Below are 25459 nucleotides of genomic sequence, written 5' to 3'. Positions count from 1 at the left end.
GAGTTGCTGACAGAGTGTGGCCGACGTCGTGTAGAACCGCGGTATTCGGGGAACCTTCTGGTCCGCCGCTGCGTTTCTGCTACGTGCACAGTGACATCGCGGTGACAGGGTGTGGCGACAGGCGGGGTGCGGCTACCATGACCGGCACAAGGACGGACGGCGCAAGGGAGCCGTCCCCTGGGGCGGCGCCCGGTGTACCGCCGGGGCGAGGAGGGCGGGCCATGGTGCAGAAGGCCAAGATCCTCCTGGTCGATGACCGGCCGGAGAATCTGCTGGCGCTGGAGGCCATCCTCTCTGCGCTCGATCAGACGCTGGTGCGGGCATCGTCCGGGGAGGAAGCGCTCAAAGCGCTGCTGACGGACGACTTCGCGGTCATTCTGCTGGACGTCCAGATGCCAGGAATGGACGGTTTCGAGACCGCCGCGCACATCAAGCGGCGGGAGCGGACCCGGGACATCCCGATCATCTTCCTCACCGCGATCAACCACGGCCCGCACCACACCTTCCGCGGGTACGCGGCCGGTGCCGTGGACTACATCTCCAAGCCCTTCGACCCGTGGGTGCTGCGCGCCAAGGTCTCGGTGTTCGTCGAGCTGTACATGAAGAACTGCCAACTGCGCGAGCAGGCGGCGCTGCTGCGGCTCCAGCTCGAAGGCGGCGCCAAGGCCGCGGCCGCGGAGGCCAAGGAGCCCGCCGGTCTGCTCGCCGAGTTGTCGGCGCGCCTCGCGGCCGTCGAGGAGCAGGCCGAGGCGCTGTCCAAGCAGCTCGACGACGACTCGGCGGACGCCGCCGCCGTCGCCACGGCAGCCCATCTCGAACGCAAACTCACGGGTTTGCGCAGGGCTCTTGACGCACTGGAGCCGGGCACGGGCAACGGCGCCGCTTCGGTGCCGTCGCAGAACTGACGCGCGCGCAGGTCCCGCCCGCCCCCTTGCGAACACCCGTCTCGCCCACTGTGAAGACCCGTCAGTTCTCCGCCCCGGCAAGGGCGACACAGATGGGTGAAGACGGGGTCCCCTCTGTTTGAGCGAAGCCGAGAACTTGGGGGAGGGCACACGTGTCCACCGTCGCCTCCCCCGGTAACCTCACCCCCATGGCCTCACGTCAGCCCGCAGCCAAGAAGACGCCCGCGAAGAAGGCGGCCGCGCCGACCAAGGCTCCGGCGAAGAAGGCCGCCGCCAAGAAAGCGCCCGCGAAGCCCGCGGCGAAGAAGGCGCCCGCCAAGAAGGCCGCGGCCAAGAAGCCCGCCCCGAAGCCGGCGCCCAGCCCCACCAACGGCCTCTACCGCGTGGTGCGCGCCATCTGGCTCGGCATCGCGCACGCCGTGGGCGCGATGTTCCGCGGCGTGGGACGCGGCGCCAAGGGCCTCGACCCGGCGCACCGCAAGGACGGCATCGCGCTCCTTCTCCTCGGCCTCGCCCTGATCGTCGCCGCGGGCACCTGGTCCCATCTGCGCGGGCCCGTCGGCGATCTGGTCGAGATGCTGGTGACCGGCGCCTTCGGGCGGCTCGACCTGCTGGTGCCGATACTGCTCGCGGCCATCGCCGTGCGGTTCATCCGGCACCCCGAGAAGATCGACGCCAACGGCCGCATCGTGATCGGCCTGTCCGCGCTCGTCATCGGCGTGCTCGGCCAGGTGCACATCGCGTGCGGTTCGCCCGCGCGCGACGACGGCATGCAGGCGATAAGGGACGCGGGCGGGCTCATCGGCTGGGGCGTCTCCACGCCCCTGAACAAGGCCATGGGCGAGGTCCTCGCCGTACCGATGCTGGTCCTGCTGACCGTCTTCGGGCTGCTCGTGGTCACGGCCACCCCCGTCAACGCCATCCCGCAGCGGCTGCGGCAGCTCGGCGTGCGGCTCGGCGTCGTGGAGGCGCCCGCGGCGGAGAGCGCGTACGGCGACCAGGGCGAGTACGCCGACTATCCCGAGTATTCAGACGACGACGAGCGCTACGACGAGCAGTGGCGCGAGGCCCTGCCCGCGCGGCGCCGCAGGAAGCCCGGGAGCGGCCCGCAGGGGCCCTCGGCCGACGAGGCGGAGGAAGAGGCGCTGTCGAAGCGGCGCAGGCCGCGTCGCGCGTCTGTGCGACCCGACCCGGACCGCCCCATGGACGCCGTGGACGTGGCCGCCGCCGCGGCCGCGGCGCTCGACGGTGCCGTCATGCACGGCATGCCGCCCTCGGCCCTGGTCGCCGACCTCACCCAGGGCGTCGCCGTGGACCGCGAGGAGCACGAGCGGTCCGCCCCTGTGCCGCCGGCCCGCGCCACCGAGGCCCCCGTCCCGGGCCGGAAGGCGGCGCCCAAGGCCCCCGCGGGCACCGGCGTCCCCGACCTGACCAAGGCCGCGCCCGAAGAGCCCCGCGACCTGCCCCCGCGCGCGGAGCAGCTGCAGCTCTCCGGAGACATCACCTACTCGCTGCCCTCGCTCGACCTCCTGGAGCGCGGCGGCCCCGGCAAGGCCCGCAGTGCCGCGAACGACGCGGTGGTGGACTCCCTCACGAACGTCTTCAGCGAGTTCAAGGTCGACGCCGACGTCACCGGCTTCACCCGGGGCCCGACGGTCACGCGCTACGAGATCGAGCTCGGCCCCGCCGTGAAGGTCGAGAAGATCACGGCCCTGGCCAAGAACATCGCGTACGCCGTCGCGTCCCCGGACGTGCGGATCATCTCGCCCATCCCCGGCAAGTCCGCGGTCGGCATCGAGATCCCCAACACCGACCGCGAGATGGTCAACGTGGGTGACGTCCTGCGCCTCGCGGACGCCGCGGAGGACGACCACCCGATGCTGGTGGCGCTCGGCAAGGACGTCGAGGGCGGCTACGTGATGGCCAACATGGCCAAGATGCCGCACATCCTGGTGGCCGGAGCCACCGGCTCCGGAAAGTCGTCGTGCATCAACTGTCTGATCACTTCGATCATGATAAGAGCGACGCCCGAGGACGTCCGGATGGTCCTCGTCGACCCCAAGCGCGTCGAGCTCACCGCGTACGAGGGCATCCCGCACCTGATCACGCCGATCATCACCAACCCCAAGCGGGCGGCCGAGGCCCTGCAGTGGGTCGTACGCGAGATGGACCTGCGCTACGACGACCTCGCCGCGTACGGGTTCCGGCACATCGACGACTTCAACGAGGCCGTGCGCGCGGGCAAGGTCAACGCGCCCGAGGGCAGTGAGCGGGAACTGCAGCCCTACCCGTACCTGCTGGTCATCGTGGACGAGCTGGCCGACCTGATGATGGTCGCGCCGCGCGACGTCGAGGACTCGATCGTGCGCATCACGCAGCTCGCGCGCGCCGCCGGCATCCACCTGGTGCTCGCCACGCAGCGGCCCTCCGTGGACGTCGTGACCGGCCTCATCAAGGCAAACGTTCCCTCACGGCTCGCCTTCGCGACCTCCTCGCTCGCCGACAGCCGCGTCATCCTCGACCAGCCGGGTGCCGAGAAGCTGATCGGCAAGGGCGACGGCCTCTTCCTGCCCATGGGTGCGAACAAGCCGACCCGTATGCAGGGCGCCTTCGTCACCGAGGACGAGATCCACGCGGTCGTCCAGCACTGCAAGGACCAGATGACGCCCGTCTTCCGCGACGACGTCACCGTGGCCACCAAGCAGAAGAAGGAGATCGACGAGGACATCGGCGACGACCTCGACCTGTTGTGCCAGGCGGCCGAGCTGGTCGTCTCCACCCAGTTCGGGTCCACGTCGATGCTCCAGCGCAAGCTGCGCGTCGGCTTCGCCAAGGCGGGCCGCCTGATGGACCTCATGGAGTCCCGGAACATCGTCGGACCGAGCGAAGGCTCAAAGGCACGTGACGTTCTTGTGAAACCCGATGAGCTGGATGGAGTGCTCGCCGTGATCCGCGGGGAGGCTGACTGACGGAGCCGGTTCGCCCGTACGGAGCCGGTTCGGCCCGAGGGAACGGTGTTCACCCGTACGGGGACGTGCTCACCCGTTCGAGAACGCAAGCAACCGTTTCTCTTCGGCTCACGTCAAGTTGAGGGGAAGAACAGCACGATGTCCCACCATCAGGATGTCCGGCCATTCTGATGGCGTACAAAGTCCGTCCGCCCGGTTGCCCCACCCTTTCTCGGCCCCCCTAGACTGAATGTCCGGCAGGTGGCTACACGCTCGAAAGGCGCACCCGTGTCCATCGGCAACTCCCCTGAAGACGCCCACCCTTCAGACGACCGCCCCGCAGAGGACAGCCCCGCGGCCGAACATCCCGCGGAAGAGCGTCCCTCGATCGGTCACGTCCTTCGGCAGGCACGCGTGGACGCGGGACTGACCGTCGACGAGATCAGTACGTCCACCCGGGTGCGCATCCCGATCGTGCACGCGATCGAACAGGACGACTTCTCCCGCTGCGGCGGCGACGTGTACGCCCGCGGACACATCCGTACGCTGGCGCGCGCCGTCGGCATCGACCCCGCCCCGCTGATCGCGCAGTACGACGCGGGCCACGGCGGCAGGCCGCCCGCGCCCACCCCGGCCGCGCCGCTGTTCGAGGCCGAGCGGATCCGCTCCGAGCCGCGCCGCCCGAACTGGACCGCGGCCATGGTGGCCGCCATCGTCGCCGTGATCGCCTTCGTCGGGTACACCGCCTTCAGCGGCGGTGACGACAGTGACGACGGCCAGCAGGTCGCCGAGGGCTCCACGCCCAGCAAGCCCACCGCCCCGAAGCCGAGCGCCAGCAAGCCCGCCGACCCCAAGCCGGACCCGTCCGACAGCGCCGTCGCCGGAGTGCCGCAGGACAAGGTGACCGTCAAGGTCGACGCCGCCGACGGCCGCAGCTGGATCTCCGTGAAGGACCACAACGGCCGACAGCTGTTCGACGGCCTGCTCAAGCAGGGCCAGACCAAGACCTTCCAGGACAAGCAGAAGATCGACCTCGTGCTCGGTGACGCCGGCGCGATCAAGCTGTTCGTGAACGGCAAACCGGTCGACAACGAATTCGAGCCGGGCCAGGTCGAGCGCCTCTCGTACACGAAGGGTGACCCGGAAGTCGGCTGACCTGCCCTGCCCCGAGCGCCCGTCGCGATCACCGGTGAACCCTGGCGGCGGGCGCCGACGCATGGACGAAGTAGTCTTGATTCCATGCCCGAACGCCGCACCGTCGCCCTTGTCACGCTTGGCTGCGCCCGTAACGAGGTGGACTCGGAGGAGCTCGCAGGCCGCTTGGAGGCGGACGGCTGGGACCTCGTGGAGGACGCCGAGAACGCGGACGTCGCCGTCGTCAACACCTGTGGCTTCGTCGAAGCCGCCAAGAAGGACTCCGTAGACGCCCTGCTCGAAGCCAATGACCTCAAGGGCCACGGCAGGACGCAGGCCGTCGTGGCCGTCGGCTGCATGGCCGAGCGCTACGGCAAGGATCTCGCCGAGGCGCTGCCCGAAGCCGACGGCGTCCTCGGCTTCGACGACTACGCCGACATCTCCGACCGCCTGCAGACCATCCTCAACGGCGGCATCCACGCCTCGCACACCCCGCGCGACCGCCGCAAGCTGCTCCCGATCAGCCCCGCGGAGCGCCAGGAAGCGGGCACAGAGGTCTCCCTGCCCGGCCACGCGCCCGTGGACCTGCCCGAGGGCCTCGCGCCCGCCTCCGGGCCGCGTGCGCCCCTGCGCCGCCGCCTGGGGACCAACCCGGTCGCCTCGGTGAAGCTCGCCTCGGGCTGCGACCGCAGGTGCTCCTTCTGCGCCATCCCGTCCTTCCGCGGCTCCTTCATCTCGCGCCGCCCCTCGGACGTGCTCGGAGAGACCCGCTGGCTGGCCGAGCAGGGCGTCAAGGAGGTCATGCTGGTCTCCGAGAACAACACCTCGTACGGCAAGGACCTCGGTGACATCCGTCTCCTGGAGACGCTCCTGCCCGAGCTGGCGGCCGTCGACGGCATCGAGCGCGTCCGCGTCAGCTACCTGCAGCCCGCCGAGATGCGCCCCGGGCTCATCGACGTCCTGACGTCCACGGAGAAGGTCGCGCCGTACTTCGACCTGTCCTTCCAGCACTCCGCGCCCGGCGTGCTGCGCGCGATGCGCCGCTTCGGAGACACCGACCGCTTCCTGGAGCTCCTGGAGACCATCCGCGGCAAGGCGCCGCAGGCGGGTGTGCGCTCCAACTTCATCGTCGGCTTCCCCGGCGAGACCGAGGCCGACGTCGCCGAGCTGGAGCGGTTCCTCACGGGCGCCCGGCTCGACGCGATCGGCGTCTTCGGGTACTCCGACGAGGAGGGCACCGAAGCGGCCACGTACGAGCACAAGCTCGACCAGGACACCGTCGACGAGCGCCTCGCACGGGTCTCGCGGCTCGCGGAGGAGCTGACCTCACAGCGCGCCGAGGAGCGCCTCGGCGAGCGCCTGGAGGTGCTGATCGAGTCCGTCGACGACGAGGACGGCGCCATCGGCCGCGCCGCGCACCAGGCACCCGAGACGGACGGCCAGATCCGATTCGCGGACGCGACGGCTGGGGAGCCCTTGCACGTCGGCCGTATGGTCGTGGCAAAGGTGGTCGGCACGGAAGGCGTGGATCTGGTGGCGGAGCAGTGCGAGCTCCTGGGCGACGGGGCCGGAGCCGGCCCCGAAGGCCCCGGTGCAGGCCGGTCCCGGGGCGTCGGCGAAGGGACGGGCAGATGACCCAAGTCCCGGCATCCGCGGCGGGCGGCTCCGGCGCGCACGGCGCGAAGCCGGTGCGCGGCGGGAAGCTGGGCGCCGCGGCGGTCGACCAGGCCAGCCTGTGGAACGTCGCGAACATGCTGACCATGGTCCGGCTGCTGCTCGTGCCCGGCTTTGTGATGCTGCTCCTCGGCAACGGCGGCTACGACCCGGCCTGGCGCTCGTTCGCCTGGGCCGCCTTCGCCATCGCCATGATCACCGACCTCTTCGACGGTCACCTCGCCCGCACGTACAACCTGGTCACGGACTTCGGGAAGATCGCCGACCCCATCGCCGACAAAGCGATCATGGGGGCGGCGCTCATCTGTCTGTCCTGGCTCGGTGACCTTCCGTGGTGGGTGACCGGCGTGATCCTCGGGCGTGAGCTCGGGATCACACTGCTGCGCTTCTGGGTGATCCGCTACGGCGTCATCCCGGCCAGCCGCGGCGGCAAGATGAAGACGCTCGCGCAGGGCACGGCCGTCGGGATGTACGTCCTCGCGCTGACCGGCCCGCTCGCGACCCTGCGGTTCTGGGTGATGGCGGTCGCCGTCGTCCTCACCGTCGTCACCGGCCTGGACTACGTGAAGCAGGCCGTGGTGCTGCGCAGGCAGGGCATGGCGGCGAGCGCGGCCGCGGCGCGTGAGGAGGCCGGTCCGGAGCCGGAGCGGGGGGCCGCGAAGTGAGCGCCGGGGGGTCGGGGGCGGAAGCCCGCGCGCGGGCCGGGGCCGGTGTTGAGGCCGGTGCGGCTGCTGGTGCTGAGGCTGGTGCGGATGCCTCGGCCGGGGCCGGGGTCGCCGCCGAGGTGCTGCGGCTGCTCGCCGGGCGCGGGGAGACGCTGGCCGTCGCCGAATCCCTGACCGGCGGTCTCGTGGCCGCCGAGGTAACGTCGGTGCCGGGTGCCTCGCGGGTCTTCCGCGGCTCCGTCACGGCGTACGCGACGGAGCTGAAGCGGGATGTCCTCGGGGTGGACGGCGAGCTGCTCGCCGCCCGCGGAGCCGTGGACGGCGACGTCGCCCTGCAGATGGCCGCCGGTGTGCGCGAGCTGCTCGGCGCCGACTGGGGGCTCGCCACGACGGGCGTCGCCGGCCCCGATCCGCAGGACGGACAGGCGGTCGGAACGGTGTTCGTCGCGGTCGTCGGTCCTGGTTCCCCGCTTCGCTCTGAGGGGAATGTGGCCGGCCTGAGGTTGAACGGAATCCGTACGGAAATCCGTAGAGAGAGCGTACGCAGTGTGCTGGGACTGCTCCTCCGGCGGCTCTCAGGAGAACGCGCCGGGAATGAGCGGGCACAGGATACGGAACAGAACGGGGGGACTTGATGTTTGCAGCCCTGAGTGAACACGACATCGCTCCCCGCACGGCCGCCGCGCGAGGCGGTACGGTGGGGCGTGAAGGATGCGGCTACGCGGTCCGAGGAGGGAGCCACCGATGATTCTGCTCCGTCGCCTGCTGGGTGACGTGCTGCGTCGGCAGCGCCAGCGCCAGGGCCGTACTCTGCGCGAAGTCTCCTCGTCCGCCCGAGTCTCACTCGGCTATCTCTCCGAGGTGGAGCGGGGGCAGAAGGAGGCTTCCTCCGAGCTGCTTTCCGCGATCTGCGACGCGCTTGACGTACGGATGTCCGAGCTCATGCGAGAAGTGAGCGACGAGCTCTCGCTCGCCGAGCTGGCCCAGTCGGCAGCGGCTACGGAACCGGTGCGCGCACCGATGCGTCCGATGCTCAATTCCGTCTCGGTGACCGGTGTGCCACCGGAACGGGTGACCATCAAGGCGCCTGCGGAAGCGGTCGACGTCGTCGCCGCCTGACGTTCGGGCCCCTTACGCGCACAGAGCCCCGGCCGGGTCGCCCGGCCGGGGTTTTTGCTGTCTTCTCGCGGGTCCGTCCGGCGCTCTTGCCTGCTCGTGTCTTGCCTGCGTGTGGTGCGTGTGGTGCCCGAAGTGGCCGTAATGAAGCGCTTGCGCGATGGTTGATGGTGTTTTGGATGGCGTTGTTTGGACAGCCGAGACACGAAGACCGTCAAGACGCGGAGGAAACGATGTACGTCGTGAAGAGCCCCTTGCCCGACGACGACCTGAAGACTGTGTCCGAGGCGCTGCAGGGCGCCCTCGTGGACCTCGTCGACCTGTCCCTGGTGGCCAAGCAGATCCACTGGAACGTGGTCGGCCCGCGCTTCCGCTCCGTGCACCTGCAGCTCGACGAGGTCGTGGACACCGCCCGGCTGCACTCCGACACCGTCGCCGAACGCGCCTCCACGCTCGGTGTCTCGCCCGACGGGCGGGCCGGGACGGTCGCGTCGAGCAGCGGTATCGGCCAGGTCCCCGACGGCTGGGTCAAGGACACCGACGCGGTCGGGGCGCTCGTGGACGCGCTCGGAGCGGTGATCACACGGATGCGGGAGCGGGTGGGGGCCACCGGCGACGCGGATCCGGTCAGCCAGGACATCTTCATCCAGATCACGGCCGATCTGGAGAAGCATCACTGGATGTTCCAGGCCGAGAACGGATAGGGCTGGCGGGGGCGCCCTTGGGGGCGCCTTGGGGGGGCGGGGGCTCGATTGTCGGGTTGACCTGTGAGGTCGGGTCTGTGAAGGCGGCTGTGAGGTCGGGGCCTGTGCGGTCGGCCCGTGCCGTCGGCCCGTGCGGTCCGTGGGGTTGTCTTGGCGGACCGGACGGGTCCGGCGTGGTCGTGGGATGTTCTCGGGCGTCCTCCAGTCGTCGGTACGGCTGACTCGGCACCGGTCGTGCCGATGGTGTGGACCATGCCGGGGGGCGCCGGGCTGTGATGTGGATGGCTGTGGGCTCTTCGGATGCGGGGGTCGGTGGGGCGGGGGAGACTCGGAAAGCCCGCGTCCGGAGTCGGTCCGGGCGGGCTCCGTACGCGGCCGCGCGGTCGGCCCGGCCCCTGGCGGGAGGTGACAGCCGTGCCGTGGCGCGTCGTGCGGTGGGCGCCCGTCCTTGGGCTTTCCGCGCTGTGGTGGTGGGCCGTCTTCCGGCTCGCCCTGGCGCCCGAGGCGGGGGTCCTGGAGGGGGCCGTCGCGGCCGGCGGGTGGGGGTTGAGCCTGCTCCCGGTGCACTGTGTGGCCAAGGCGCGGGCCGCGGGGGTCGCTCGGCGCAGGCCACCGAGACAGGTCACCACGGCATCGCGACGCCGCCGTTCGGGCGCAGGATCTGACCCGTCGTGAACGACGACGCGTCCGACGCCAGGTGCAGTACGGCGTGCGCCACGTCCTCTGGCTCGCCCACCCTGCCCAGGGGTGACCTGCGGGCCAGCGCGGCCTCCGTCGCCGCCTGCGCCTCCTCCTTGTGCCGGTGCGTCATCGGCGTACGCGTCCATCCCGGGGCCACCGCGTTGACGCGGATTCCGTGCTCACCCACCTCCGCCGCCAGCGTCTTCGTCAGCTGTACGACGGCCGCCTTCGCCGAGGCGTAGCAGAGCAGGCCGGGGTGGCTGGTGTCGACCGCGCTCGACGCCATCGTCACGATGCTGCCGCCCGTCCCCGCGGAGATCATCGTCCGGGCCGCCGCCTGGCACGCGTACAGGACCCCCTTGAAGTTCACTCCCAGGACCCGGTCCAGGTCCTCGTCGCGGGTCTCCAGGACCGGGCTGCTGTGCATGATCCCGGCGATGGCCGCCATCACGTCCAGTCGGCCCGTCGCCTCGGCCGCGTCCGCTACGGCCCCGTCCACCTGCTCTTTGTCGGCGACGTCCACGGTGTACGTGAACGCCGTGCCGCCGTCCGACTTGATGTGGGTCGCCGTCTCCTTCAGGCCCTGGGCGTCGCGGTCGGCGCAGTGCACCGCCGCACCCGCCTCGGCCAGTAGCACGGCGGTGGCGCGGCCGATTCCGCTGGCGGCGCCTGTGACGAACGCGGTGCGGTCGGTGAGGTCGTACGCCGTTATGGGCATGGCGGGACCGTACGGCGGGATCTGACGGGACGTCAACTGGTTGGTTCGCGTGGGTGCGTGGGTGCGTGGGTGCGTGGGTGCGTGGGTGCGTGGGTGCGTGGGTGCGTGGGTGCGTGGGTGCGTAGCGTTGCGTTGTTCCTAGGGGGTGGGGCCCTGTTGGCAGGTCGGGCACCAGTACGTGGGGCGTCTGCGGGTCGGGTCGCCCTGGTCCGCCGCGCGCAGGGGGGTGCCGCAGCGCAGGCAGGGGCGGGGTGCGCGGCCGTAGACGTACAGGCGTTGGCCGGGGCGGGTGCTGCCCGTCGTCGTGCGGGCCGGGCGGTCGCGGTTCGCCTCCAGGAGCTTCTTCGCCAAGGTCGGGAGGCGCGTCGCCTGCTCCTCGGACAGCTCGCCGACCGGGAGCCAAGGGGTGGCCCTGAGCAGGAAGCACAGTTCGCTCTTGTAGATGTTGCCGATGCCCGCGAGATTCCGTTGGTCGAGCAGTGCCTCGCCCAGGGCGCGCTCCGGGTCCGCCCGCAGGTTCCGCAGCGCCAGTTCCGGGTCCCAGTCCGGGCCCAGGAGGTCGGGGCCCAGGTGGCCCACGGCGTGGTGTTCGTCGGTCGTGCGGAGCAGTTCCAGGACCGGCAGGCGGTAGCCGACGGCTGTGTGGTCCGCGGTGGCGAGGATGGCGCGGATCTGGTGGGTGGGGCCGCCGCGCCAGCGCTCCTGGGGGGTGTACACGCGCCAGGAGCCGTCCATGCCCAGGTGGGAGTGGAGGGTGAGGCCGCCTTCCACTCGGGTGAGGAGGTGTTTGCCGCGGGCGGTGACGTCCAGGACGGTGCGGGTGGTCAGGTCGGTGGTGGCGAGTTTGGGGACGCGGAGGTCGGAGCGGGTGAGGGGGTGGCCGGAGAGGGCTGTGTGGAGGCGGTGGGCGGATTGGTGGACGGTGTCTCCTTCGGGCATGGGGGTAGCGTTCCACTTTTGCTGGCGGGGGCGCCTTGGGATGGGGGGGGGTCGTTAGGGGTTGCTGTCCTTTCGCCCTCTGTCCGGTTGGGTGCGGGGCCGTGCCGGTATGTCCGTGCTCGCGTGTGTGGCGTCGCCTACGTTTTGTGTACGCCCCTCGTGGTGGGCCGAGCTGCGCGCGGACATACCGGCACGGCCCCTCCGGTTCGGATTGCGGGGATCGGTTCGGTGGGGGTTCCCAATTCAGTTTTCGGTCCGGTGGGGGGCGAGCATTCGTCCTTCGGTCCGGTGGGGCTCCTCGTCCGGCCTTCTGTCTGGGGGCGCGGTCCCGGGCCGGGGTGGTTGTGATGTGGGGGAGGGGGAGGCCCAGGTCGGTGGTGTCAGGGGAGGTCAGGGGCGGATTCGGAGGCCGCGGGGGGTGGCGTGGAAACCTGAGAGTTCCAGGAGGGGGGAGAGGGGGGACGTCAGGGCGGGGGAGCCGTTGACGCGCTCCACGGTGACCGTGCCGAGTGCCCCATGCTTCGCCGCAGAGGCCAACGCCGAGGCCGCCGCGGCCAGTCGCGGGTCCTCCGACGGGGTGGAGTCGTCCGGCGCGGTGGACCACGCGAGCAGCGACTTGCCGCCGCGCTCCATGTACAGGGTCAACTCGCCGTCCACCAGGACCACCAGGGACCCCGCCTTCCGGCCGGGCTTGTGGCCGGCCTCGGACGGTGGCTCGGGCCAGGGCAGGGCGGCGCCGTAGGCGTTGGCCGGGTCGGCGGCGGCCAGGACGACGGCCTGGGCGTCGGACGGCCGGGAGCCGTCCCCGCGCTCACGGGCGGTGGCCCCGGCCCGCAGCCGGTCCACCGCGCCGTCCATCGCGAACTGCGCGGCCCCGAGCCCCTCCACCACGTAACCCCGCCGGGTCTGGCCGTTGTCCTCGAAGGCCGACAGGACGCGGTACACCGCGGAGAAGCCGCCCTCGACGCCTTCGGCCCCGACCGCCCCGCGGGTCACGACGCCGTGCCGGTCGAGCAGCGTGCGGGCCAGGGCGTGGGCCCGCAGGGTCGGGTCGGGCTCGCGGGCGGGCAGCAGGGACCAGCGGCCCGCGACCGTGGGCGGCCCCGTGCGGGAGGCGGGGCGCGCGGCGGCCGTCAGTGAGCCGTACCGCCCGCGCGGGACGCTGCGCTTCGCGCGGTGGGCCGTGGAGCCGGCGGTGCGCCCCGACCCCAGGAGGGACCGCATCGGGGCGAGAGTGTCGTTGGTGAGTCGGCCGGACCACGCCAGGTCCCAGACGGCGTCGGCCAGTTGGGGGTCGGAGACGTCCGGGTGGGTGGTCGCGCGGATCTGGTCGGCGATCTGCCGGAAGAACAGGCCGTAGCCCCCGGAGAGCGTGTCCAGGACGGACTGGTGGAGCGCGGTCAGCTCCAGGGGGTGCGGGGGCGGGAGCAGGAGGGGGGCCGATTCTGCCAAGTAGAGGCTGATCCAGCCGTCCTTGCCCGGGAGGGCTCCGGCGCCCGCCCAGACCACCTCCCCGGCCGCTGTCAGCTCGTCGAGCATCGCGGGGGCGTACCCGGTGACCCGGGAGGGCAGGACGAGCTTCTCCAGGGCGGACGCCGGGACCGACGCGCCCTGGAGTTGCTCGATGGCGCGCACCAGACCGTCGACCCCGCGGAGACCGTGCCCGCTCAAGTGCTGCCACTGGGGCAGGAATTGAGCGAGGGCGGCCGGTGGCACCGGTTCCAGTTCGTGCCGCAGGGCCGCGAGGGAGCGGCGGCGCAGTCGGCGCAGGACGGTCGCGTCGCACCACTCCTGGCCGATCCCGGCGGGGTGGAACTCGCCCTGTACGACACGGCCGTTCGCCGCGAGGCGGTGCAGGGCCCCGTCCGTGACCGCCGCGCCCAGGCCGAAGCGGGCGGCGGCCGCGGCGGACGTGAACGGGCCGTGCGTGCGGGCATAGCGCGCGAGGAGGTCACCCAAGGGGTCCTTGACGGGCTCGGTGAAGGCCTCCGGGACACCGACCGGCAGTGCCGTGCCGAGCGCGTCCCGCAGGCGCCCCGCGTCCTCGATCGCCGCCCAGTGGACGCCGCCGCCGACGCGGACCCGGATGGCCCGGCGGGCGCCCGCCAGCTGCTCGGCCCACGCGGGCTCCGCGCCCCGGTCGGCCAGCTCGGCGTCCGTGAGCGGACCGAGGAGGCGCAGCAGGTCGGCCACGCCTTCGGCGTCCTTGACGCGGCGGTCGTCGGTGAGCCACTGGAGTTCCTGCTCCAGGGTGGCGAGCACGTCCGCGTCGAGTAGCTCGCGCAGCTCGGCCTGGCCGAGCAGCTCGGCCAGGAGGCGGGAGTCCAGGGACAGGGCGGCGGCGCGGCGCTCGGCGAGCGGTGAGTCGCCCTCGTACAGGAACTGCGCCACGTACCCGAACAGGAGGGAGCGGGCGAAGGGAGAGGGCTCCGGGGTGGTGACCTCGACGAGGCGGACGCGGCGGGACTCGATGTCGCCCATCAGCTCGGTCAGGCCCGGTACGTCGAAGACGTCCTGGAGGCATTCCCTGACCGCTTCCAGGACGATCGGGAAGGAACCGAACTCGCTGGTGACCTCCAGGAGCTGGGCGGCGCGCTGGCGCTGCTGCCACAGGGGGGTGCGCTTGCCGGGGCTGCGGCGCGGCAGCAGCAGCGCGCGGGCGGCGCACTCGCGGAAGCGGGAGGCGAACAGCGCCGAGCCGCCCACCTGGTCGGTGACGATCTGGCCGACCTCGCCCTTGTCGAAGGCCACGTCCCCCGCGCCCACGGGTGCCTTGTCCGGATCGAGCGTCGAGTCCACGGTCGGGCCGAGGTCGGCCGGGTCCTGGTCGAGCAGGTCGAGGCCCATCAGGTCGGCGTCGGGCAGACGCAGCACGATGCCGTCGTCGGCGTGCATGACCTGGGCGTCCATGCCGTACCGCTCGGTGAGGCGGGCGCCGAGGGCGAGGGCCCAGGGGGCGTGCACCTGGGCGCCGAACGGGGAGTGCACCACCACGCGCCAGTCGCCCAGCTCGTCGCGGAAGCGCTCCACCACGATCGTGCGGTCGTCCGGGATGTGCCCGCAGGCCTCGCGCTGCTCGGCGAGGTACGTCAGGACGTTGTCCGCGGCCCAGGTGTCGAGGCCCGCGGCGAGGAGGCGGTCGCGTGCGTCGTCCTGCGGCAGTGAGCCGACCTCGCGCAGGAACGCGCCGAGCGCACGGCCCAGTTCGAGCGGGCGGCCCAGCTGGTCGCCCTTCCAGAACGGCAGCCTTCCGGGGACGCCGGGCGCGGGGGAGACGAGGACGCGGTCGCGCGTGATGTCCTCGATGCGCCAGGAGCTCGTACCGAGAGTGAAGACGTCGCCCACGCGGGATTCGTAGACCATCTCTTCGTCGAGCTCGCCGACGCGGCCGCCGCCCTTCTTCGGGTCGGCGCCCGCGAGGAAGACCCCGAACAGGCCGCGGTCGGGAATCGTGCCCCCGGAGGTGACCGCCAGGCGCTGTGCCCCCGGACGCCCCGTGACCGTGCCCGCGACGCGGTCCCACACCACGCGCGGGCGCAGCTCCGCGAAGGCGTCGGACGGATAGCGGCCGGCGAGCATGTCGAGGACGGAGGTGAACGCCGACTCCGGGAGCGAGGCGAACGGCGCGGCACGGCGGACCAGGGCCAGCAGGTCGTCCACCTGCCAGCTGTCCAGGGCGACCATCGCGACCAGCTGCTGGGCCAGCACGTCCAGGGGGTTGGCGGGGACCCGCAGCGACTCGATGGCGCCCGTGCGCATCCGCTCCGTGACGACGGCGGCCTGGACCAGGTCGCCTCGGTACTTCGGGAAGACGACGCCCGTGGAGACCGCGCCCACCTGGTGCCCCGCGCGGCCCACCCGCTGCAGGCCGGACGCCACGGAGGGCGGCGACTCGACCTGCACCACCAGGTCCACCGCGCCCATGTCGATGCCCAGCTCCAGGCTGGACGTGGCGACGACCGCGGGCAGGCGGCCTGCCTTCAGGTCCTCCTCGACCTGGGCGCGCTGCTCCTTGGAGACCGAGCCGTGGTGTGCGCGGGCGAGGACCGGCGGCGCCCCCTGGGCGGCGCCGGACTGTGCCATCACCTCCGCCGGGCTCTGGTCGTCCGGGAGGGCCTCGCCCGTCGCGCGTTCGTAGGCGATCTCGTTGAGCCGGTTGCACAGGCGCTCCGCCAGGCGGCGGGAGTTGGCGAAGACGATCGTCGAGCGGTGCGCCTGCACGAGGTCGGTGATGCGCTCTTCGACGTGCGGCCAGATCGAGGGGCGCTCGGCGTTCTCGTCGGAGTCGGTCGCCGGTGAGCCGCCCAGCTCGCCGAGGTCCTCGACCGGCACCACCACGGAGAGGTCGAACTCCTTGCCCGACTTCGGCTGGACGATCTCCACCCGGCGCTGCGGCGACAGATAGCGGGCGACCTCGTCCACGGGGCGGACCGTCGCCGACAGGCCGATACGACGGGCGGGGCGCTTCAGGAGCGCGTCGAGCCGCTCCAGGGACAGCGCCAGATGAGCCCCGCGCTTGGTGCCCGCCACGGCGTGCACCTCGTCCAGGATCACCGTCTCGATGCCCGTGAGCGCGTCCCGGGTGGCCGACGTGAGCATCAGGAACAGCGACTCCGGCGTCGTGATCAGGATGTCCGGCGGACGCGTGGCCAGGGCGCGGCGCTCAGCCGCCGGGGTGTCTCCGGAGCGGATGCCCACCCGCACCTCGGGCTCGGGCAGGCCGAGGCGCACCGACTCCTGGCGGATGCCCGTGAGCGGGCTGCGCAGATTGCGCTCCACGTCGACCGCGAGTGCCTTCAGCGGGGATACGTACAGCACGCGGCAGCGCTGCTTGGGGTCGGCCGGGGGCGGGGTCGAGGCCAGCTGGTCCAGGGCGGCGAGGAAGGCGGCCAGGGTCTTGCCGGAGCCGGTCGGGGCGACCACCAGCACGTCCGAGCCCTCCGCGATCGCCCGCCACGCCCCGGCCTGGGCGGACGTGGGCGCGGAGAAGGCCCCCGTGAACCAGCCGCGGGTCGCGGGGGAGAAGCCGTCGAGGGCGTCGTCGTGACTGCGAGCGGACCTGACCATGACCCCATCGTGCACCCCGCCACTGACAATGGCTCCGACCTGCGAAAAGGGCTTGCACTCGAAGCGCCGGACGGGCGCAGAATGGAGGTATGGCTGGTTCGGCGGAGCAGGCACGGCACTGGACGTACGCCGAGCTGCCCGGCGTGGACCTGCTGCGCGCCCACTACGTCCGCAAGACGTTCGCGCGCCACACCCACGAGCACTTCGTGATGGCGGCGATCCGCGAGGGCGTCGACGTGTTCCAGCACACCGGCGCCGACCGGCACGCCGGACCCGGCAGTATCGCCCTGATCAACCCCGACACCCCGCACACTGGCCGCGCCGGAGACCCTGAGGGCTGGCGCTACGGAGCCGTCTATCCGGCCCCCGACGTGGTCGCCGCCATCGCCAGGGAGACGACCACCCTGCGGGGGACGCCCGGCTTCGTCCTGCCGGTCCTCGACGACCCGTACGCCGTGGCCCTGGTCCACCGGGTCCTGCGGGCGGCCGAGGAGGGCAACGCGCTCGCCGCCGACACGTTCCTGCGAGTCGCCGTCACCCGGCTGCTGCGGTCGAACGGCGGCAACCTGCCGCAGCGCGGTGTGCGCTCCGCGGGCGCGCGGGTCGCGGCACGCGCGCGTGCCGTCCTGGAGGAACGGCTCGTCGACCCGCCGAGCCTGGAGCGCCTTGCCGCCGGTCTCGGCGTCAGCTCCTTCGCCCTGCTGCGGGCCTTCCGCGACGCGTACGGCATGCCGCCGCACGCCTGGCTCACCGACGCGCGCGTGCGGCGCGCCCGCCACCTCCTGGACGCCGGTACGAGCCCCGCGGAGGCGGCCGTCGCCGTCGGCTTCACCGACCAGCCGCACCTCAACCGGCACTTCGCGCGGATCGTCGGGGTGCCCCCGGGTGCCTACCAGCGGGAGCGCAAGAACGTACAAGACCGCCCCGACCTGCCCCTCGTAGCGTCCGGGGGGTGGCAGAGCGAACATCATCCCCAGACATACCCGGGCACTCCGAAGCAGCCCCTGAGGCCCCGGGCCCCGCGGTCGGCGCCGGTCCCGGTCCGGCCCGTCCCGACTCCGCTGTCGTCCGCGACGCCCTCGGTGTCGGAATCGCCGTAGGCCTCTCCGGCTTCGCCTTCGGGGTGACGTCGGCCGGGAGCGGCCTCACCGTGCTCCAGACCTGCGTGCTGAGCCTGCTGGCCTTCACAGGCGCCTCCCAGTTCGCGCTGGTCGGCGCGCTCGCCGGGGGCGGGAGCCCGTTCACGGCCGCCGTGGGCGCCGTCTTCCTCAGCATGCGCAACGCCTTCTACGGGATCAGGCTCTCCCAACTGCTCGCCCTCCCGCGCGCGGTGCGTCCGCTCGCCGCCCACATGGTGATCGACGAGACGACGGCCGTCTCGCTGGCGCAGCACGGCCGGCGCGCGGCACGGATCGGTTTCGTCGTCACCGGAGTCAGCCTCTACCTCCTGTGGAACCTCTCGACGTTCCTGGGCGCCCTCGGCGCGGAGGCCATCGGGGACACCGCCACCTGGGGGCTCGACGCCGCCGGTCCCGCCGTGTTCCTCGCGCTGCTCGCGCCGATGGTGCGGACCACGACGCAGCGGGCGGTCGCGGCCGTCGCCGTCCTCCTGGGACTCGGACTGCTGCCGGTGCTGCCCTCCGGAGTGCCGGTCCTCGCCGCCGCTCTCGCTGTCCCGGTCGTCCTCTACGTAGAGGGCCACAAACGCGTAGAGGGGCGCAGAACACAGCGAGCACAGCAGGCATCCGACGACAGCGCGCAAGGGGAAGACCGTTGAACATCTGGATCGCCATCGCCGTGACGGTCGTCGGCTGCTACGCCGTCAAGCTCGCGGGCCTGCTCGTGCCCGCGGGCGCCCTGGAGCGGCCGCTCGTCCAGCGCACGGCCGCCCTGCTGCCGGTGGCCCTGCTCGCCGCCCTCACGGCCCAGCAGGCCTTCGCCGACGGCCGGGTGCTCGTGCTCGACGCCAAGGCGGCGGGCCTGGCCGCAGCCGCCCTGGCGCTGCTGTTGCGGGCGCCCTTCCTGGTGGTCATCGGGGCGGCCGTCGTCGTCACGGCGGGCGTGCGGGCCCTGGCGGGGTGAGCACCGGAGGGCCGCACCGCGGTGTGCCCAGGCGGGCCGTCAGCCGATGGACCGCCCGTACGCCCGCAGCGTGCGCAGCGCCTCGACCGTGACGATCGGACGGCACTCCAAGGCCGTGCCCGGCGCCCACTGACGCCACCGGATCGGCCAACCGCCGTCTCCTTGTTGCTCGTTCGCGAGGAAGTCCAGGGAGCGTGTCATCTCGTCATCCGTGAACCACGCGCGGGCGAGCGACTCCGGAGCCTTGGCGAAGTCGTACGCGAAGTGATGCTCCCCGGGGCCGTACCCCGGGGAGACCGGGTTGGCGTCGGCCTGCTCCGGGTCGAGGACCGCCAGGCGCTGCTCGCGGACCAGCCTGCCCAGCCGGTCGGCGGCCGCCTCCGCGCGCGGGCGGTCGGGCGCGCCGTCCAGGAAGGCGACGGCGGCCTGGATCTCGTACGGATGCGACTTCTCCAGGCTCTCCACGGTCTGCCAGCAGAAGTCGGTGGCCCGGAACAGCCAGGCGTGCCACACCTCGTTGCGGTGCAGCAGGCCCACCACAGGACCCGTGGCGAGCAGTTCGCTGGGCGGGTCGGCCACCACGGGCACGAACGGCGCCGAGGGGTAGCCGCGCTGGCTGGGATGGATCGCAGGGAGCGCGCCGTCCGGTGTCGACACCGAGGTCAGATAGCGGCACACCCGCTCCACGCGCATGCCGCCGCAGCGCTGGATTGAGTCCAGGACGCGCAGCGCGTGCCCGGTGTGCAGCGGCTGGCTGACCGGCCCGCGCAGGTCGGGTTCGAGCGCGTGGCCGTACCCCCCGTCCTCGTTGCCGTACGCGGCCAGCGCTGTCTCCACCGCGTCGGCGCTCCCGGTGCCGCCGTCCAGGAAGTGGTACGCGAACCGTCGCTGTTCGAGCACGCGCGCGGTGAGCCAGACGAACTGCTCGGCGCGGCGCAGCGGGGAGGACGGCGACGGGGAGGAAGCGGTGTGCGGGGACGCTCCGTTTTCGGCCATGTTCAGAAGGTAGGGCGGAACGCGGCTGGGGGAAGCCCTCTGTGCGGGGCTGCACTCTCAGGGGCGCGATACTGGACGCATGCGGTTGACGGTCTTCTGGCAGCGGATGGCGGCTCACTTCGGCGCGGGGTACGCCGAGACCTTCGCGCGCGATCATGTGATGACGGAGCTCGGCGGGCGCACGGTGCACCAGGCCCTTGACGCGGGCTGGGAGGCGAAGGACGTGTGGCGGGCGGTGTGCTCGGCCATGAACGTACCGGCTGAAAACCGCTGACACAGGGCAGCTCAGTCGCGGAGGGCGTGCCTTCACGTACGTGGTGACGGTCTCCACGCGCGCGTAGAGACCGCTAAATCCGGGGGCGGCGGCAGAACGGTCGTGGCGTGGGCGAGACTGGCACGGTGGCACCCACAGACGAGACCGCACAGATCACCCCCGAGGCAGCAGCGCCCGGCACCGCCCCGTCCGCCCAGCCTCCCTCGGCGGAGCAGGCCCGTGGCGCCGGCATGCCGCGCTGGCTGCCGCGCGCCATGGTGCTCGCGCTCGCTCTGGTCGCCTGTTTCCAGCTCGGCAGCTGGGCCTTCCACCAGCTCACCGGTCTGTTGATCAATATCTTGATCGCGTTCTTCCTGGCGCTCGCCGTCGAGCCCGCCGTGAGCTGGATGGCGGCCCGCGGGCTGCGCAGGGGCCTGGCCACGGCCATCGTCTTCCTGGGCGTGTTGATCGCGAGCGCGGGCTTCATCACCATGATGGGATCCATGCTCGCGGGCCAGATCGTCGACATGGTCGAGGACTTCCCCGACTATCTGGACAAGGTCATCCGCTGGATCAACATGACCTTCGACACGGACCTGTCCCGGGTCGAGGTCCAGGACAGCCTCATCCACTCCGACTGGCTGCGGAAGTACGTCCAGAACAGCGCGAGCGGTGTCCTGGATGTCTCCGCCCAGGTGCTCGGTGGTCTCTTCCAGCTCCTGACGATCCTGCTGTTCTCGTTCTACTTCGCCGCCGACGGGCCCCGGCTGCGGCGCGCGCTGTGCTCCGTGCTGCCGCCCGCCAAGCAGGCCGAGGTCCTGCGCGCCTGGGAGATCGCGGTCAACAAGACCGGCGGCTATCTCTACTCCCGCGGTCTGATGGCGCTGATCTCCGGGATCGCGCACTACATCCTGCTCCAGGTCCTCGAAGTTCCCTACGCCCCCGTGCTCGCGGTGTGGGTCGGCCTGGTCTCGCAGTTCATCCCGACGATCGGCACCTATCTCGCGGGCGCCTTGCCGATGCTGATCGCCTTCACCGTGGACCCCTGGTACGCGCTGTGGGTGCTGATCTTCGTCGTGATCTATCAGCAGTTCGAGAACTACGTCCTGCAGCCCAAGCTCACCGCCAAGAGCGTGGACATCCACCCGGCGGTCGCCTTCGGGTCGGTCATCGCCGGCACGGCGCTCCTCGGCGCGGTCGGCGCCCTGGTCGCCATCCCGGCGGTTGCGACGCTGCAGGCCTTCCTGGGGGCGTACGTGAAGCGGTACGACGTCATGGACGACCCGCGCGTGCACGGGCACCGTCGCCGCGACGGATCGTCCCTCCTCGCGCGCGTGCGGCGCCTGGTGTCGGGGCCCGGGGACGAGACGCCGCCCGACGCGCGGTAGCGGAGCGCGGCTACGTCAGGCCGAGGCCCGGGTCGACGCCCACGAGGTCGCAACTGGCCGCCCACAGCCGGGCCGCGACCGCGGGATCGGCCATGTGCGGCGGTACCGGCTCAAGCCGGGGCCTGCCGCGCAGGCCGAAGACGCCCGGCCCCCACAGCTGCCCTCCGTGTACGTCCGGGTCCAGGACGGCCCGCACGAGGGGCCACGCCCCCGCGTCCTTGCTCTGGACCAGCAGCCCGGCGGGCAGGCCGCGCAGCCGCTCGCCGACGCTCCGGGAGTGCACCGGCGGCCGGGAAGGCGTGAGGGCGTCCAGCGCGCCCCCGGGATGGGCCACCACACTGCGTACCGGGCTGCCGACGGCACGCAGGCGGCGGTCGAGCTCGAAGCCGAAGACCATCTGCGCCAGCTTCGAGCGGCCGTAGGCGCGCTTCGGCCGGTAGTCGTGGGCGCACTGCAGATCGGCCGGGTCGAGGCGTTCGGACCGGGCCGCGAAACTGCCGACCGTCACGACGCGTCCCGCCGGTGCCGCGGCGAGCAGCGGTGCGAGCCATCCGGTCAGCGCGAAGTGGCCGAGGTGGTTGGTGGCGAACATCAGCTCGTGGCCGTGCCTGTTCTCGCGACGTGGTGGATCGTCGAGCGCGATCCCGGCGTTGTGGACCACCGCGTCCAGGCGGTCGATGTCCCATGCGTCCACGGCGGACTTCAGGGACGCCGGTTCGGCCAGGTCCAGCGGCAGGTGGTGCAGGCGGGCCCCGGGGACGTACGAGCGGATCGAGGTCATGGCGGCCTCGGCCTTCCGCGGGTCCCGGCTGCCGAGCACGATCCGGGCTCCGGTCGCGGCGAGCTGCTCCGCCACGAAGTAGCCGATACCGGCGTTGCCCCCGGTGATCAGGAAGGTCCGCCCCGGGGCGGACGGCAGGACGTGGACGTCCCAGGGCTGGTGCACAGCGGTTCCTCGCGCTCGGGTGCCGCTCACGCGGGCGGTATCGACGCGTTCACCGTCGCAGCCGCCGCCGACACCCTGGTGATGATTCGTCCGTCGGCGCCGACAGGCTGCCGACAGCCCTCCGGGGAACACCGGGCGGGCTGTCGGGCGGAGGGGGCGCGGGCCTGCCTGCGCCGTCGACCACGGAGTCAGCCCTCGTGCGCCTCGACGAGCGGTTCGCCCGTCTCCAGGAGGCTCTTCAGGCTGGAGAGGATGGCCGGCCAGCCCTGGCTGCACATCGCGTGCAGTGCGCCGGCGGGGTCGAATTCGTGGGTGACGGTCAGCTTGACCTGGTCGCCGTGCGGCTCGAGGGCGAAGGTGACCTGGGAGCGGCGCTCCGCGGCGAGCCGGGCGCGCGTCTCCTCGCTGATGCCGTTGGCCGCGGCCCACTCCGGGCTGAAGGTGTGCCAGGTGTAGGACAGTCGGCTGTGGGGCTCGTGGGCGAGGACGACCTGCTCGGGGTGCTCGGTGACGCTGCCGTCGGCCTCGGCCCAGGCCATGGGGGATCCCTTGGCCCAGTCGGTCCGGAAGCTGACGCCCCAGTAGCGGCTGGTGAAGGCCGGGTCGGTCAGGGCCTGCCAGAGCTGCTCGGGGGTCGTGCGGATGTAGGTCGTGTAGACGAAGGTCTTGTTGTCCATGGGAGGTTGCTCCAGTGCTCTCTTCAGGTCCGCGAGGGCGTTGACCCGCTCGCGGTCGAATCGGCTGATCCATCGCTCCGCGATGGCGTTGATCGGAGCGGCGTTCAAGTAGTGCAGCTTCTCCCGCCCCTGCCGCACCGTGGTCACCAGCTCGGCCGCCTCCAGCACGGCCAGGTGCTTGCTGACCGACTGCCGGGCCATGTCCAGTCCCGCGCACAGCTCCCGCAGGGTCTGCCCGTTGCGGTCCCGGAGCCGGTCCAGCAGCCGACGGCGACTGGGGTCGGCCAGTGCCTTGAACACCGCGTCCACGTGTCTGCCACCCCCAGTAATGCAGCCAAGTGGCTGCCTTTTCATGATGGGCAGCTGTTTGGCTGCATGTCAAGCGGATGCGAGTCGGTGCCGCGTGGTGCGCTTGACAGTGAAATCGAACATCCATTCATATAGGGGTTCTGGTGGCGCGTTCCCGGGGGTTCACGGGGGGATCCCCGGGCCGCGCCGGTGGCTCGAGGAGGGCGGATCGCCCGGAGTTATCCACAGGCCGGGCGGGCGTCGGGGCGCATTGTCAGTGGCAGGCGTTAGCGTCTTTGACGTGAAGCGATCGACTCAAGCAAATCGGGTGGAACCCATGGCAGGAACCGACCGCGAGAAGGCGCTCGACGCCGCGCTCGCACAGATTGAACGGCAATTCGGCAAGGGCGCAGTGATGCGCATGGGCGAGCGGCCGAACGAGCCCATCGAGGTCATCCCCACCGGGTCGACCGCACTCGACGTCGCACTCGGCGTCGGCGGCATCCCCCGCGGCCGCGTGGTGGAGGTGTACGGCCCGGAGTCCTCCGGCAAGACGACCCTCACCCTGCACGCCGTGGCCAACGCCCAGCGGGCCGGCGGCGCGGTGGCCTTCGTGGACGCCGAGCACGCCCTCGACCCGGAGTACGCCAAGAAGCTCGGCGTCGACATCGACAACCTCATCCTGTCCCAGCCGGACAACGGCGAGCAGGCCCTCGAGATCGTCGACATGCTCGTCCGCTCCGGCGCCCTCGACCTGATCGTCATCGACTCCGTCGCCGCCCTGGTGCCGCGCGCGGAGATCGAGGGCGAGATGGGCGACTCGCACGTGGGTCTGCAGGCCCGTCTGATGAGCCAGGCGCTCCGGAAGATCACCAGTGCGCTCAACCAGTCCAAGACCACCGCGATCTTCATCAACCAGCTCCGCGAGAAGATCGGCGTGATGTTCGGCTCCCCGGAGACCACGACCGGTGGCCGCGCGCTGAAGTTCTACGCCTCCGTGCGCATGGACATCCGCCGCATCGAGACCCTCAAGGACGGCACGGACGCGGTGGGCAACCGCACCCGCGTCAAGGTCGTCAAGAACAAGGTCGCGCCCCCCTTCAAGCAGGCCGAGTTCGACATCCTCTACGGCCAGGGCATCAGCCGCGAGGGCGGCCTGATCGACATGGGCGTGGAGCACGGCTTCGTCCGCAAGGCCGGCGCCTGGTACACGTACGAGGGCGACCAGCTCGGCCAGGGCAAGGAGAACGCCCGCAACTTCCTCAAGGACAACCCCGACCTCGCCAACGAGATCGAGAAGAAGATCAAGGAGAAGCTGGGCGTCGGCGTGCGCCCGGAGACTCCGGCGGAGCCGGGCGCGGATGCCGCGGTCACCCCGGCCCCCGCGGAGGCTGACGCCGCCAAGACCGTGCCCGCCCCCGCGGTCAAGGCCACCAAGTCCAAGGCCGCGGCGGCCAAGAGCTAGGCCATGACGCGACGAACCGACTGGGCGGACCGCGCCGACCCCGCGGGGCGAAGCCGCCCCGAGGCCGTCGGCCCGGACGGCCGCGCCCCGGCCGGTGTCGCCCCGGGACTCCCGGGCGACGACGAGAGCGGCGGCCCGCGCGGCGGCGGTCGTGGCGGCAGGGGCGGTCGCGCCGGTGGCCGTCGGCGGCGCGGCGGCTTCGGCGGCCAACAGGACAGCGGTTCCCCGTCCTCGTCGAGGGCCGAGGACGGGGAACCGCCCACGGGGGACCCGGCTGAGCGGGCGCGGGCCATCTGCCTGCGCCTGCTCACCGGGACCCCGCGCACGCGCAAGCAGCTCGCCGACGCGTTGCGCAAGCGGGAGATCCCCGACGACGTGGCGGAGGAAGTGCTGTCCCGTTTCGAGGAGGTCGGCCTCATCAACGACGAGGCCTTCGCGGACGCCTGGGTCGAGTCCCGGCACCACGGCCGGGGCCTGGCGCGGCGGGCGCTCGCGCGGGAGCTGCGCACCAAGGGCGTGGACTCGGCCGTGATCGACGAGGCCGTCGGGCAGTTGGACGCGGACCAGGAAGAAGCGACCGCCCGCGAGCTCGTCGCCCGCAAGCTCCGCTCCACCCGCGGCCTCGACCGGGACAAGAGACTCCGCCGCCTCGCCGGCATGCTCGCCCGCAAGGGGTACGCGGAGGGCATGGCGCTCCGGGTCGTGCGCCAGGCCCTGGAGGAAGAGGGGGAGGACACGGACGACCTGGGGTACGAGGCGTACTGACCTGGGATCCCGGCCAGAGGGTGGGGTTGTCCCCACCCTGAACATGCC

General features: G+C 71.9%; 22 protein-coding genes. 16 read left to right on the top strand and 6 right to left on the bottom strand.

Annotated features, from left to right (window positions below):
• The first annotated feature begins 221 nt into the window (after positions 1-221).
• From OO63_RS33530 to OO63_RS47120, 9 genes are all read left to right on the top strand, one after another.
• Complete coding sequence (locus tag OO63_RS33530) at positions 222-905, top strand: response regulator (protein ID WP_030362864.1); 684 nt, start codon at positions 222-224, stop codon at positions 903-905.
• Positions 906-1093: 188 nt separating this feature from the next.
• The gene (locus OO63_RS33525; protein ID WP_051811421.1) at positions 1094-3874 is read left to right on the top strand and encodes an FtsK/SpoIIIE family DNA translocase; all 2781 of its coding nucleotides are present in this window, start codon (positions 1094-1096) and stop codon (positions 3872-3874) included.
• Positions 3875-4141: 267 nt separating this feature from the next.
• Positions 4142-5008 (top strand): helix-turn-helix domain-containing protein, encoded by an 867-nt coding sequence (locus OO63_RS33520; RefSeq protein WP_030362862.1) that lies wholly within the window; start codon positions 4142-4144, stop codon positions 5006-5008.
• An 84-nt stretch (positions 5009-5092) separates the two neighbouring features.
• Positions 5093-6622 carry a 30S ribosomal protein S12 methylthiotransferase RimO gene (rimO, locus tag OO63_RS33515; protein ID WP_063750487.1) on the top strand — a complete coding sequence of 510 codons (1530 nt, stop codon included), beginning with the start codon at positions 5093-5095 and terminating at the stop codon, positions 6620-6622.
• Positions 6619-7326, top strand: coding sequence for a CDP-diacylglycerol--glycerol-3-phosphate 3-phosphatidyltransferase (pgsA, locus tag OO63_RS33510; RefSeq protein ID WP_033264699.1), 708 nt, complete (start codon positions 6619-6621; stop codon positions 7324-7326). Before rimO ends, pgsA begins: the two co-directional genes overlap by 4 nt.
• Before the next feature lie 119 nt (positions 7327-7445).
• Positions 7446-7961, top strand: coding sequence for a CinA family protein (locus OO63_RS33505; RefSeq protein ID WP_030362859.1), 516 nt, complete (start codon positions 7446-7448; stop codon positions 7959-7961).
• A 109-nt stretch (positions 7962-8070) separates the two neighbouring features.
• Positions 8071-8445 (top strand): helix-turn-helix domain-containing protein, encoded by a 375-nt coding sequence (locus OO63_RS33500; protein WP_030362858.1) that lies wholly within the window; start codon positions 8071-8073, stop codon positions 8443-8445.
• A 230-nt stretch (positions 8446-8675) separates the two neighbouring features.
• Positions 8676-9146 carry a Dps family protein gene (locus tag OO63_RS33495; protein ID WP_030362857.1) on the top strand — a complete coding sequence of 157 codons (471 nt, stop codon included), beginning with the start codon at positions 8676-8678 and terminating at the stop codon, positions 9144-9146.
• A gap of 414 nt (positions 9147-9560) precedes the next feature.
• Positions 9561-9821: a hypothetical protein gene (locus OO63_RS47120; protein ID WP_078619522.1), complete on the top strand. Its 261-nt coding sequence runs from the start codon at positions 9561-9563 to the stop codon at positions 9819-9821.
• Here OO63_RS47120 and OO63_RS33490 read toward each other — a convergent pair.
• From OO63_RS33490 to OO63_RS33480, 3 genes are all read right to left on the bottom strand, one after another.
• On the bottom strand, positions 9769-10545 hold the full coding sequence (locus OO63_RS33490) for an SDR family NAD(P)-dependent oxidoreductase (RefSeq protein ID WP_030362856.1): 777 nt from the start codon (positions 10543-10545) through the stop codon (positions 9769-9771). The genes OO63_RS47120 and OO63_RS33490 overlap by 53 nt on opposite strands.
• A 138-nt stretch (positions 10546-10683) precedes the next feature.
• Positions 10684-11484: an Fpg/Nei family DNA glycosylase gene (locus tag OO63_RS33485; RefSeq protein WP_030362855.1), complete on the bottom strand. Its 801-nt coding sequence runs from the start codon at positions 11482-11484 to the stop codon at positions 10684-10686.
• Between the two features lie 390 nt (positions 11485-11874).
• Positions 11875-16551, bottom strand: coding sequence for an ATP-dependent helicase (locus tag OO63_RS33480; protein WP_030362854.1), 4677 nt, complete (start codon positions 16549-16551; stop codon positions 11875-11877).
• Positions 16552-16640: 89 nt separating this feature from the next.
• Between OO63_RS33480 and OO63_RS33475 the strand changes: the two genes are divergently transcribed.
• Genes OO63_RS33475 through OO63_RS33465 form a run of 3 tightly spaced genes read left to right on the top strand, consistent with a single transcriptional unit; the run spans position 16641 to position 18633 of the window.
• Entirely contained in the window at positions 16641-17651 is a 1011-nt protein-coding gene (locus OO63_RS33475) for an AraC family transcriptional regulator (RefSeq protein WP_030362853.1), read from the top strand.
• A 23-nt stretch (positions 17652-17674) separates the two neighbouring features.
• Positions 17675-18328, top strand: coding sequence for an AzlC family ABC transporter permease (locus OO63_RS33470; protein WP_030362852.1), 654 nt, complete (start codon positions 17675-17677; stop codon positions 18326-18328).
• The gene (locus OO63_RS33465) at positions 18325-18633 is read left to right on the top strand and encodes an AzlD domain-containing protein (RefSeq protein ID WP_030362851.1); all 309 of its coding nucleotides are present in this window, start codon (positions 18325-18327) and stop codon (positions 18631-18633) included. The genes OO63_RS33470 and OO63_RS33465 overlap by 4 nt, the downstream gene beginning before the upstream one ends.
• A gap of 39 nt (positions 18634-18672) precedes the next feature.
• Here OO63_RS33465 and OO63_RS33460 read toward each other — a convergent pair whose 3' ends face one another.
• Complete coding sequence (locus OO63_RS33460; RefSeq protein ID WP_030362850.1) at positions 18673-19629, bottom strand: hypothetical protein; 957 nt, start codon at positions 19627-19629, stop codon at positions 18673-18675.
• Between the two features lie 79 nt (positions 19630-19708).
• Between OO63_RS33460 and OO63_RS33455 the strand changes: the two genes are divergently transcribed.
• Together OO63_RS33455 and OO63_RS33450 are read left to right on the top strand one after the other, a co-directional pair.
• Positions 19709-19903, top strand: a complete 195-nt coding sequence (locus tag OO63_RS33455) for a DUF3046 domain-containing protein (protein WP_030362849.1) — start codon at positions 19709-19711, stop codon at positions 19901-19903.
• A 125-nt stretch (positions 19904-20028) separates the two neighbouring features.
• A complete protein-coding gene (locus tag OO63_RS33450; RefSeq protein WP_051811419.1) occupies positions 20029-21270 on the top strand; it encodes an AI-2E family transporter in 1242 nt (413 codons plus the stop codon).
• 10 nt (positions 21271-21280) lie between these two features.
• Here the strand turns inward: OO63_RS33450 and OO63_RS33445 are convergent, their stop codons facing one another.
• Together OO63_RS33445 and OO63_RS33440 are read right to left on the bottom strand one after the other, a co-directional pair.
• Entirely contained in the window at positions 21281-22216 is a 936-nt protein-coding gene (locus OO63_RS33445; RefSeq protein WP_030362847.1) for an SDR family NAD(P)-dependent oxidoreductase, read from the bottom strand.
• A gap of 188 nt (positions 22217-22404) precedes the next feature.
• Positions 22405-23202, bottom strand: coding sequence for an ArsR/SmtB family transcription factor (locus OO63_RS33440; RefSeq protein WP_030362846.1), 798 nt, complete (start codon positions 23200-23202; stop codon positions 22405-22407).
• A gap of 316 nt (positions 23203-23518) precedes the next feature.
• Between OO63_RS33440 and recA the strand changes: the two genes are divergently transcribed.
• The gene (recA, locus tag OO63_RS33435) at positions 23519-24646 is read left to right on the top strand and encodes a recombinase RecA (RefSeq protein ID WP_030362845.1); all 1128 of its coding nucleotides are present in this window, start codon (positions 23519-23521) and stop codon (positions 24644-24646) included.
• Positions 24647-24649: 3 nt separating this feature from the next.
• Positions 24650-25411 (top strand): recombination regulator RecX, encoded by a 762-nt coding sequence (gene recX, locus OO63_RS33430; RefSeq protein ID WP_030362844.1) that lies wholly within the window; start codon positions 24650-24652, stop codon positions 25409-25411.
• The last annotated feature ends 48 nt before the right edge of the window (positions 25412-25459 follow it).

It is taken from the genome of Streptomyces alboflavus (assembly GCF_000716675.1).
GTDB classification, from domain to species: domain Bacteria; phylum Actinomycetota; class Actinomycetes; order Streptomycetales; family Streptomycetaceae; genus Streptomyces; species Streptomyces alboflavus.
Note: the sequence above shows the minus strand (reverse complement) of the source record. Positions and strands in the feature narration are given on the sequence as shown.

Bases quoted from the DNA above. Each gene is read 5' to 3' on its own strand.
- OO63_RS33485 (WP_030362855.1), bottom strand. From the start codon at position 11,484: ATGCCCGAAGGAGACACCGTCCACCAATCCGCCCACCGCCTCCACACA.
- OO63_RS33460 (WP_030362850.1), bottom strand. From the start codon at position 19,629: ATGGCCGAAAACGGAGCGTCCCCGCACACCGCTTCCTCCCCGTCGCCG.
- OO63_RS33475 (WP_030362853.1), top strand. From the start codon at position 16,641: ATGGCTGGTTCGGCGGAGCAGGCACGGCACTGGACGTACGCCGAGCTG.
- OO63_RS33525 (WP_051811421.1), top strand. From the start codon at position 1,094: ATGGCCTCACGTCAGCCCGCAGCCAAGAAGACGCCCGCGAAGAAGGCG.
- recX (WP_030362844.1), top strand. From the start codon at position 24,650: ATGACGCGACGAACCGACTGGGCGGACCGCGCCGACCCCGCGGGGCGA.
- rimO (WP_063750487.1), top strand. From the start codon at position 5,093: ATGCCCGAACGCCGCACCGTCGCCCTTGTCACGCTTGGCTGCGCCCGT.
- recA (WP_030362845.1), top strand. From the start codon at position 23,519: ATGGCAGGAACCGACCGCGAGAAGGCGCTCGACGCCGCGCTCGCACAG.
- OO63_RS33500 (WP_030362858.1), top strand. From the start codon at position 8,071: ATGATTCTGCTCCGTCGCCTGCTGGGTGACGTGCTGCGTCGGCAGCGC.
- OO63_RS33490 (WP_030362856.1), bottom strand. From the start codon at position 10,545: ATGCCCATAACGGCGTACGACCTCACCGACCGCACCGCGTTCGTCACA.
- OO63_RS33495 (WP_030362857.1), top strand. From the start codon at position 8,676: ATGTACGTCGTGAAGAGCCCCTTGCCCGACGACGACCTGAAGACTGTG.
- OO63_RS33455 (WP_030362849.1), top strand. From the start codon at position 19,709: ATGCGGTTGACGGTCTTCTGGCAGCGGATGGCGGCTCACTTCGGCGCG.
- pgsA (WP_033264699.1), top strand. From the start codon at position 6,619: ATGACCCAAGTCCCGGCATCCGCGGCGGGCGGCTCCGGCGCGCACGGC.
- OO63_RS33530 (WP_030362864.1), top strand. From the start codon at position 222: ATGGTGCAGAAGGCCAAGATCCTCCTGGTCGATGACCGGCCGGAGAAT.
- OO63_RS33480 (WP_030362854.1), bottom strand. From the start codon at position 16,551: ATGGTCAGGTCCGCTCGCAGTCACGACGACGCCCTCGACGGCTTCTCC.